Annotated in this window: 8 protein-coding genes; 7 read left to right on the top strand and 1 reads right to left on the bottom strand. The window is 61.7% G+C overall.

Going from position 1 to position 9535, the window contains the following annotated elements:
- The 7 genes from ACFFAR_RS15670 to ACFFAR_RS15640 all read left to right on the top strand — a co-directional run.
- On the top strand, window positions 1-356 hold a 356-nt coding region (locus tag ACFFAR_RS15670; RefSeq protein WP_174364849.1), incomplete at its 5' end, for a substrate-binding domain-containing protein.
- Between the two features lie 10 nt (window positions 357-366).
- A complete protein-coding gene (locus tag ACFFAR_RS15665; protein ID WP_062001493.1) occupies window positions 367-1155 on the top strand; it encodes an ATP-binding cassette domain-containing protein in 789 nt (262 codons plus the stop codon).
- Between the two features lies 1 nt (window position 1156).
- Complete coding sequence (locus ACFFAR_RS15660; RefSeq protein ID WP_062001492.1) at window positions 1157-2158, top strand: ABC transporter permease; 1002 nt, start codon at window positions 1157-1159, stop codon at window positions 2156-2158.
- A 3-nt stretch (window positions 2159-2161) separates the two neighbouring features.
- Complete coding sequence (locus ACFFAR_RS15655; protein WP_174364848.1) at window positions 2162-3241, top strand: phosphotriesterase-related protein; 1080 nt, start codon at window positions 2162-2164, stop codon at window positions 3239-3241.
- Window positions 3242-3330: 89 nt separating this feature from the next.
- A complete protein-coding gene (locus ACFFAR_RS15650) occupies window positions 3331-4089 on the top strand; it encodes a glutamine amidotransferase (protein WP_375508092.1) in 759 nt (252 codons plus the stop codon).
- 122 nt (window positions 4090-4211) lie between these two features.
- Window positions 4212-6656, top strand: a complete 2445-nt coding sequence (locus tag ACFFAR_RS15645; RefSeq protein WP_174364241.1) for a penicillin acylase family protein — start codon at window positions 4212-4214, stop codon at window positions 6654-6656.
- Between the two features lie 183 nt (window positions 6657-6839).
- Window positions 6840-7331, top strand: a complete 492-nt coding sequence (locus ACFFAR_RS15640) for a DUF2501 domain-containing protein (protein WP_174364242.1) — start codon at window positions 6840-6842, stop codon at window positions 7329-7331.
- A 93-nt stretch (window positions 7332-7424) separates the two neighbouring features.
- Here ACFFAR_RS15640 and ACFFAR_RS15635 read toward each other — a convergent pair whose 3' ends face one another.
- Window positions 7425-9302 (bottom strand): ABC transporter ATP-binding protein, encoded by a 1878-nt coding sequence (locus ACFFAR_RS15635; protein WP_375508091.1) that lies wholly within the window; start codon window positions 9300-9302, stop codon window positions 7425-7427.
- Window positions 9303-9535 lie beyond the last annotated feature (233 nt).

The following is a 9535-nucleotide window of genomic DNA, read 5'->3' as shown; positions in this document are numbered from 1 at the left end:
TGCAGGACCAAGCCCAGACCGCAGCAGAAAACCTCATCTCCGCCAACCCGAATCTGCAGATCGTCTATGCAACCGGTGAACCCGCCTTGATCGGACTCGTCGCGGCAACTTCGGCGCAAGATGCAACGGGCCGCGTGAAGATCGTCGGATGGGATCTGAGCGCGCAGGCCATCAAGGGTATCGATGCAGGCTTCGTGACGGCGGTCGTGCAGCAGGACCCGGAAAGCGAAGGCCGCGTAGCCGTGAACTCTGCGCTCAAGCTCATCGCCAAGCAGCCGGTCGAGAAGAACATCTCGGTGCCGGTGACGATCGTGACGAAGGCAAACGTCGGCAAGTACCGGGCCGTTTTCAAGTAAGGGGAAGCCGATGCAAAACGATGCCGCCATTCCACGCGTACGCATGGAAAACATCATCAAGAGCTACGGCGCCGTGCAGTCGTTGCGCGGCGTGAACCTGCACGTCATGCCGGGCGAAGTGCTCGGCCTCGTGGGCGACAACGGCGCGGGCAAATCGACGGTGTCGAAGGTGTTGTCGGGCGCAGTGGTTCCGGACGGCGGCAGCATCGAGATCGACGGCAAGCCGGTTCATTTCACCGATCCCGGCGACGCCCGCGCGCATCACATCGAAATGGTTTACCAGGACCTGTCGCTGTGCAATACCGTCGATGTCGCCGGCAATCTCTTTCTCGGCCGCGAACCCATGCGACGCGTCTGCGGCGTCTCCGTGCTCGATCATCGCAAGATGCATCGCGAAGCGCGCGACATGCTGAACAACCTCGGCATCCGCATTCCCAGCACGAAGCTCGACGTCGAGAACCTGTCCGGCGGCCAGCGCCAGGCCATCGCGATTTCGCGGGCGGTATCGTTCGATCCGAAAGTGCTGATCATGGACGAACCCACCGCCGCGCTCGCGGTCGCCGAAGTGGAAGCGGTGCTCGACCTCGTGCGCACGATCAGCGAGCGCGGCGTGAGCGTGATCCTGATCAGCCATCGCTTGCAGGATCTATTTCTGGTGTGCGACCGCATCAGCGTGATGTACGAAGGGCAGAACGTGGCGGACCGGAAGATCGGCGAAACGAATCTGGAAGAGATCGTCGATCTGATCGTCGGCCACAAGTTCAGTGCGCGCTCGGCTCGTGCACTTGCGGAGAATTGACATGGAACTCGCCATGCACGACAAGTCCAAGGCGCCGCGCCTGCCGCTCAAACATATGCTCGGCCGCAACGCGGGCGTGGCGAGTATCGCCGCGTTTTTCATTGTCTGCGCCCTCGCCTTCACGTTCACCACGAGCACGTTTCTCACGACCGGCAACCTGCTCAACGTGCTCCGTCAAAGCGCACCGCTGCTGATCGTCGCCACGACAATGACGCTCGTCATCACGACGGGCGGCATCGATTTGTCGATAGGGTCCACGCTTGCGCTGGTCGGCGCAGTCTCGGCGATTGCGTTGCGCGCGGGCGTGCCGGGAATCGTCGTGCTGATCGGCGGTCTTTCGCTCGGCGCGATCATCGGCGCAATCAACGGTTATTTCATTGCGTTTGCGGGGATGCCCGCGTTTATCGTGACGCTGGGAACGTTGTCTGTAGTACGCGGCATTGCATTGCTCATCACCCAGGGCTTTTCCATACCGATCGAAAACGACGGCTGGTTCGTCGAACTCGGACGCGGCCGGATCCTCGGCATGCCAACACCGGCGGTGATCGCTATCGTGACCTTGCTTGCAGGCTTCGTCACGCTCCGGCATACGCGCTTCGGACGGTATGTGACGGGCATTGGCACGAATGCCGAAGGTGTGCGGCGCGCAGGCGTCAACGTGCGCAGCGTCACCATGAAGGTCTACGTGTTGAGCGGCGCGGCGGCGGGTCTTGCCGGCCTCATCACCACGGCGCGGCTGGGCAGCGGTTCATCGAACCAGGGCGTAGGGTTCGAGCTCGCGGTGATCGCCGCCGTCGTGCTTGGAAGCACCGATCTCTTCGGCGGACGAGGCACGATCCTCGGCACGGTGCTCGGTGCACTGACCATTGCGGTGCTCGGCAACGGACTGATCCTCATCAACGTGTCGCCGTTTTATACACAAATCATTCAAGGCGCGATCATGCTGCTCGCCATCTGGCTCAATACGCGGATTTTCTCGCCGCAGCGGCGCAAGAAGGCTTAAGCGATGAGTTCGATCTTTCGCCACGATGCATCGTTGAAGATAGGCACACGCAGCGCTCAGGTGATGACGGTGCTTGGCCCCATCCCCGTTTCGCAGATGGGCGTGACGCTCATGCATGAGCACATCTTGCTGGATGCATCGGGCAAATGGGTGCCGCCGGCTTGTTGCGGCGACAGGTTCATCGGTGAGCAGAAAGTGCACATCGGCATTCTGGGCGCGCTGCGCATGAACCCGCTGATGAACCGCGACAACTGCCAGCTCTTCGATGCCGATGTCGCCGTCGAAGAACTCATGCGCTTTCGCGAGCTGGGCGGCGAGACGGTGATCGATCCGACCAATCTCGGACTGGGGCGAGACCCCGCCGCGCTGCAACGGATCGCACGGCGCACGGGATTGAACATCGTGATGTCGACGGGGTTTTATCTCGAGCCATCGCATCCGGATTATGTGAAGCACAAGTCCATCGATGAACTCGCCGCACAACTGATCTTCGATGTCGGCGGCGCAGATGAAAAGCCCGATGTGCTCGCCGGCATGATCGGCGAGATTGGTGTGTCGGCGGCGTTTACCGCCAACGAGGAGAAGTCGCTACGCGCCGCCGCGCGTGCGAGCGCCGCGACGCACGTGCCCTTGTCCGTGCATCTTCCTGGATGGGTGCGGCACGGGCACCGCGTGCTGGACATCGTGGAGGAAGAAGGCGCGGACCTGAATCACACGGTCCTGTGTCACATGAACCCGAGTCACATGGACGTCGAATATCAGCACACGCTGGCCAGACGCGGCGCATGGCTCGAATACGACATGATCGGCATGGAGTATTTCTACGCCGATGAAAACGCGCAATCGCCATCCGACGAAGAGAACGCACGCGCAATCAAGGCGTTGATCGATGCAGGGTTTATCAACCGGATCCTGATGTCGCAGGACGTGTTCATGAAGATCATGCTCACGCGTTTTGGCGGCCATGGCTATGGCTACATCCTCAAGTATTTCGTGCCGCGCTTGCGGCGCCACGGCGTCTCGAACGAGCAAATCGAAACCATGATGATCACCAACCCGACGCGGGTTTTTTCAGGCAGTTGATCGATAACCTGTAACCATACGATGTGGACCGGTTCCACCTGCGCCGCAAGCCGCCGACACGGCAAGCCGCGCGTTCAAGGAGCACACGCATGACCAAGTCTGTTCTGCTTGCCGGCGAGAGCTGGGCGAGCATGTCGATGCACGTCAAGGGCTTTGACCAGTTCCCGACTGCGACCTATCACAACGGCGCGACGATCTTCCTCGATATCTTCAAGGACAGCGAATTCGAGATCACGCACATGCCGAGCCACGAAGCGCAGGAGATGTTCCCCTCCACGCTCGATGGCCTGCTTGCCTACGACGCGATCATTCTTTCGGACATCGGAGCAAATACATTGCTGCTGCATCCCGACACGTGGATCAAAAGCGAGCGCACGCCGAACCGCCTCAAGCTGTTGCGCGACTATGTTGCGGCGGGGCGCGGGCTCATGATGATCGGCGGGTATTTGAGCTTCCAGGGTATCAACGGCAGCGCGCGGTTTCGCAACACGCCGGTGGAAGAAGTGCTGCCGGTAACGTGCCTTCCCTACGATGACCGCGTCGAGGTTCCCGAAGGATTCAACGCGGACGTCGTCGCTTCGCATCCGATAGTCGAAGGCCTCGGAACGCAATGGCCGCACTTGCTCGGCTACAACGAAGTGCAGGTCAAGCCCGACGCAACGTTGATTGCATCGGTTCCCGAAACGGGCCATCCGTTGCTGGTCGCGGGAACATATGGACGAGGCCGTACCCTCGCGTGGACCAGCGACATGTCGAGTCACTGGTTGCCGCCTGCGTTCTCCGCGTGGGAGGGCAACGCGCGCTTGTGGACCAACTGCCTCGACTGGCTGACAGCGGGCGAACGATAACGGTTTAAGAGGCGCGCGCTCCGTGTAATCGGCAATACTGCTGTCGATCCGGCGCTCCCCGCTTCACACTGCTGCAGCCACAGCCGTGCTATGTTCTTTGCCGTCTGCCCATACCGCGCGCAATGAACCGTCCGAGCCCACTGACAAAGAGGCGCTGTTTCGTCTCGCTGGTCGCAATCCTGTGCCTCCTGATGCTGGTGATCGTGGTGGCGGGAATCGCGGGCTGGATCACCTTGCGCGGCAGCCTTGCGCAACTCGACGGCACGCATGCATCGGCGGCGACTTCGGCGTTGCATGCGCCGGTCAGCATAGAACGCGATAACCTCGGCGTGCCGACCATCAAGGGCAGCACGCGCGATGACGTCGCGTTCGGCACCGGCTTCGCGCAAGCGCAAGATCGCTACTTCCAGATGGATCTGCTGCGCCGCGTCGCCGCCGGCGAGATGTCCGAGCTGATCGGCCCCGCAGCGCTCGAACTGGATCGACGCAACCGGCCGCATCGATTTCGCGAACGGGCGCGCAAAGCATTCGACGCGCTGCCGGCAACCCAGCAGAGGTTGATTGAACGCTACACGGCCGGCGTCAATGACGGGCTCGCGGCGCTGGCTTCGCGTCCGTTCGAATACTGGGTGCTGCGCACGCCGCCGGCGCCCTGGCGTCCGGAAGACACGCTGCTGGCCGTCTACGCAATGTACTTCGACCTGCAGTCCGATGAAGTCCGCCACATTCTGTCGCGCGCTGCGTTGCGCGAACGGGTGCCAGCGGACTTGTATGAATTCCTGCTGCCCGCAACGAGCCATTGGGACGCACCCTTCGATACTGCAACGCCTTCCACCGAACAACAGCCTTCGCCGCCCGCAACCCGCCCGGACTGGCTGCGGGCATCGAAAGACATGCAGCACAGCAGCACTGCCATCACGGATTCGATGATCGGCAGCAACGGCTGGGCAGTCGATGCCGCCCACAGCGCGCATGGCGGCGCGATCCTCGCGAGCGACATGCACCTGGGTCTTTCGCTGCCGAACATCTGGTACAGGATGTCGCTGACGTGGCCCGCAGCCGATGGCCAGCCGCGCCGCATCACAGGCGTCACCCTGCCCGGCGCACCCCTCGTGATCGCGGGCAGCAACGAACGGATCGCGTGGGGCTTTACGAACAGCTATGGCCGTTTCATCGATCTGATTGTGTTGCAGCGCAATCCCGCCGATCCGCTGGAATATCGCGTTGCAGGCGGCAAGTGGGCGCGTGCGACCGTCGTTCATGAGCGCATCCTGGTGAAGGGCGGCGCGCCCGTGGACTTGGCGGTCATCGATACACAATGGGGTCCGCAAATCATCGCCGGTCCAGACAAGACCGCCTATGCCTTGCGCTGGACCGCGCACGATCCCGAGGCCGTCAACCTGAACCTACAGCAACTGGAAGACGCCACGAACGTCGCGGACGCGATCCACGCCGCGCAAATCAGCGGCATTCCCACGCAGAATTTCATGGTCGCGGATTCGCGTGGCGAAATCGGCTGGACGCTTGCCGGGCCGCTGCCCAAACGCAACGCCGCCACTGACCCGTCCACGGAACCACTCAGCGAGGTGCCGTTCGATTCGACGACGTATCGCGGATGGCAAGCTTATCTCGCACCCGCTGCCTACCCGTCGCGCATCAGCCCGCCGCTCGGGCGGCTCTGGAGCGCGAACAATCGCACCTTGCCGCTCGATCAGGCCGCAATCGCAGGCGATGCCGGCACCGACCTCGGCGCGCGTGCATCGCAGATTCGCGACGACCTGTTCGCGCTGCCGCACGCCACGGAGCGCGACATGCTCGCGATCCAGACCGACGACCGCGCGCGCTGGATCGAGAACTGGCGCGGCATCGCCCTCTCGGCGCTAGACGCCAGCGCGCTTAAAGATCACCCGCAACGCGCGGAATTCCGACGGCTGATCGAAACATGGAACGGCCGCGCGGATGCCGATGCCACCGGTTACCGCCTTGTGCGCGCGTTCTATTCCTCTCTCTACGACGCCTGGTTCGGACGGCTCGATGCAGAACTCGCCGCAGCCGGGCCGCAACTCAGCTTTCGCGCCGCAAATTCGCGCCATGAAGCGGTGATGGAAACGCTCGCCGCGCATCGTGCGTGGGTTCCGGATGGCGTTGCCGACTGGCGCGCCTTCATGCTCGACCGAATCGATCATGCGATCGCTCAGTTGCCGCCAGACACACCACTCGCCGATGCAAGCTGGGGCGCACGCAATCGTGCAGTTATAGAACATCCGTTTGCGCGGCTCGTGCCAACTTGGGTGCCATGGGTGCGCGGCTGGCTTGGCGCACCGCACGATGCGCTTCCGGGCGACTTCAACATGCCGCGCGTGCAAACGCCTTCATTCGGCGCATCGGAGCGCATGATCGTGTCCCCTGGACGCGAGCAGGACGGCATCTTCGAAATGCCAGGCGGCCAGTCGGGAAATCCGCTGTCACCGTATTTTATGGCGGGACATGAGGCCTGGGTTCGCGGCGATGCAACATCGTTCATGCCCGGTGAAACCGTGCACCGGCTGGAACTGATTCGGCGTTAGCAACGGCGCGCGCCGTTACTTCGGACTCTGTAACTTTTGTATGTCCCAACGCGTTACGCGGAACCAATTCGTCGATTACGTCCTCTGAACCCTGCATGGCCGCAAACAAGCCGCGTTCTGATCCGGCTTCGCGCGAAAGGCACTATATTAGAAGCTTGATTTTGTTATCTGAAGGAGTACCGCATGAAAGTCCGCAACACGCAAAACTCAGTTCGAACCGCCATTGCAGGCGTCGCCATTGCGCTGTCATTGCCGTTTTTGTCCATGTCCGCCGCACACGCGCAGCTTGGCAACCTGCTGAAGGGAGGTGGAAGTTCCGACGGGTCATCGAGCGGACTCAGCAGCCTTGGCAGCATGGGCAGCGCGCTGACCGGGCAATCGGTGTCATCGGGCAGCACCAGCAACGTCGCGGGCGTGCTGCAGTTCTGTATCAAGAACAACTATGTGAATGCCAGCAGCGCGTCGACGGTGAAAGATTCGTTGATGAGCAAGCTGGGCGGCACGTCGGCGGCATCGCAGGACAGCGGTTATACCGACGGCGCAAACGGTCTGCTGAAAAGCAGCAACGGCAAGCAGGTCGACCTGAGCGGCGGCGGCCTGAAAGAACAGGTCACCAAGCAGGTTTGCGACAAGATTCTTTCGCAAGGCAAGTCGTTGATCGGCATGGGCCAGTAAGCAATGTAAGGCTGGTTTGGTGAAACAATAAAAAAACGGTCCTGGTTTTTCCAGGACCGTTTTCTTTTGCTTCACGCTTTTTATGGCTTCACATCACGTGCCCGACGCCAAGGTCGGATCGCCGATGCCGATGTAACCAGTTGCCTTTTGCTTCGACAGCACGGGCTGATCGAATTCCTTCATCAAGCCGAGCGCCTGCCGCTCATACAACCGGCGATACAAGCCGTTATCGAGTTCGATCAATTTGTCGTGGCTGCCCTCTTCGGCAATCCGCCCTTTGTCGAGCACGAGCAGCCGGTCAAGCGCGCGCACCGTCGATAACCGATGCGCCACCACCAGCGTGGTCCGGCCGACCATCAGCCGTTCCATTGCCTGCTGGATCAGCACCTCGCTTTCGCTGTCGAGGCTCGACGTCGCTTCGTCGAGTATCAGCACCGGCGCATCCGCAAGGAACGCACGCGCAATCGCCACGCGTTGACGCTCGCCGCCCGACAACTTGATGCCGCGCTCGCCCACCAGCGTGTCATAACCCTGCGGCAACCTGTCGATGAAATCATGCGCGCTCGCAAGCCTGGCCGCACGCTCGATTTCCGCCCGCGTCGCGCCCGGCTTCGCATACGCGATGTTCTCCGCAAGCGACCGGTGAAACAACACCGGCTCCTGCTGGACGATCGCAATCTGGCCTCGCAGCGATGCCTGTTTCACATTGGCGATGTTCTGCCCGTCGATGGTGATCTTCCCGCCCGAGACATCGTAAAGACGCTGGATAAGCTTGATCAGCGTGGTCTTGCCCGATCCCGAATGCCCAACCAGGCCAACGCGTTCTCCCGACTTGATGTGGACCGAGAAATCGTCGTAAAGCGGCGTGGTATGGCCTTCGTAGCAAAACGTCACGTGGTCGAAACGAATCTCGCCCTTGCTGATCGCAATGTGTCCGGCACCCGGCTTGTCTTCGATACCCAGCGGCTGCGCCTCGAGCGACACGAGTTCTTCCATGTCGTTGACCGAACGCTGCAGATTGCGCACATGCATGCCGATTTCGCGCAAATAACCCTGCAGCATGAAAAACATGGTGAGCGTGAACGTGATGTCGCCGACGCTGGCTTTATCGGCGTTCCAGAGCAGCAGCGCCGCGCCCAGGATTGCCACCTGCATGAGCACGAGCATGCCGCCCTGCACGCCGCCGTTGATCGTGCCGCGCGCCCATGTGCGTTTCGTGCGATGCCGCCACTTGCCGATCACCAGCGCAAGCCGCGCTTCTTCACGCGTTTCCGCGCCGAACGCCTTCACCACGGTATTGCAGCTCACCGCGTCAGCCAGAGCGCCGCCCATGCGCGTATCCCACGCGTTGCCGAGCCGCGCGGCAGGCGCGACAAATCCCAGCGACAACGCCACGGTCACGCCGATATACACCAGCGATCCGATACCCACCACCACGCCCATCACGGTCCAGTGGGCGCCGAGCAGCGCGGTTGCGCCAACCAGCATGACCACCGACGGCAACAGCGCGATCAGCAACGTGTCATTGAGCAGGTCGAGCGCCCACATGCCGCGCGTGATCTTGCGCACGGTCGATCCAGCAAAGCTGTTGCCGTGCCAGTCGGTGGAAAACCGCTGCACACGATGAAACGCGTCGGCGGCGATTTCACTCATCATCCGCAACGTCAACGCGATGATGTTCATGAACACGAGCTGGCGCAGGAGCGTGGCGCTCAAGCCCAGCGCGGCCAGCGCGCAGAACGCGGTCACGGCTGCCTCCCACGCGAGCGCCTTGCCGCTCGCACCCGCGGCGAGTGCATCGACAAGACGTCCCGCGAAAAGCGGCGTCAGCACGTCGGCCAGCGCGGCGAGCAATGCCAGCGCGACGATTGCAACGATCCGCCAGGGCTGTTTGCCCCAGTGAACCACCGTGAAACCGAGAACATCCTTGAACGCCCGGCCGCCGAAATCGAGTTTTTTTGTATTGGCCATTTGCCAAAGCTCGTGGCGCGAAACGCCGCGAAGCTATCCAGTCAAAAAGAAAATAGAGCGACAGCCGGAGCGCGCCTTATGGAAAAGGCGAACTGATCAGGGACTGTCTGGAATTGGCGCGGGCTTTAGTGCCTGCGCGGACGGCGGCTCAAATGCGTCGCGACGTCGGGGAAAAGACAGCACAAGGGAGAGCGATAGCCATTGCGTACATATGGTGCCTCCCTTTGAGAGAT

This window comes from uncultured Caballeronia sp., assembly GCF_964243625.1.
Classification (GTDB): domain Bacteria; phylum Pseudomonadota; class Gammaproteobacteria; order Burkholderiales; family Burkholderiaceae; genus Caballeronia.
Note: the sequence above shows the minus strand (reverse complement) of the source record. Positions and strands in the feature narration are given on the sequence as shown.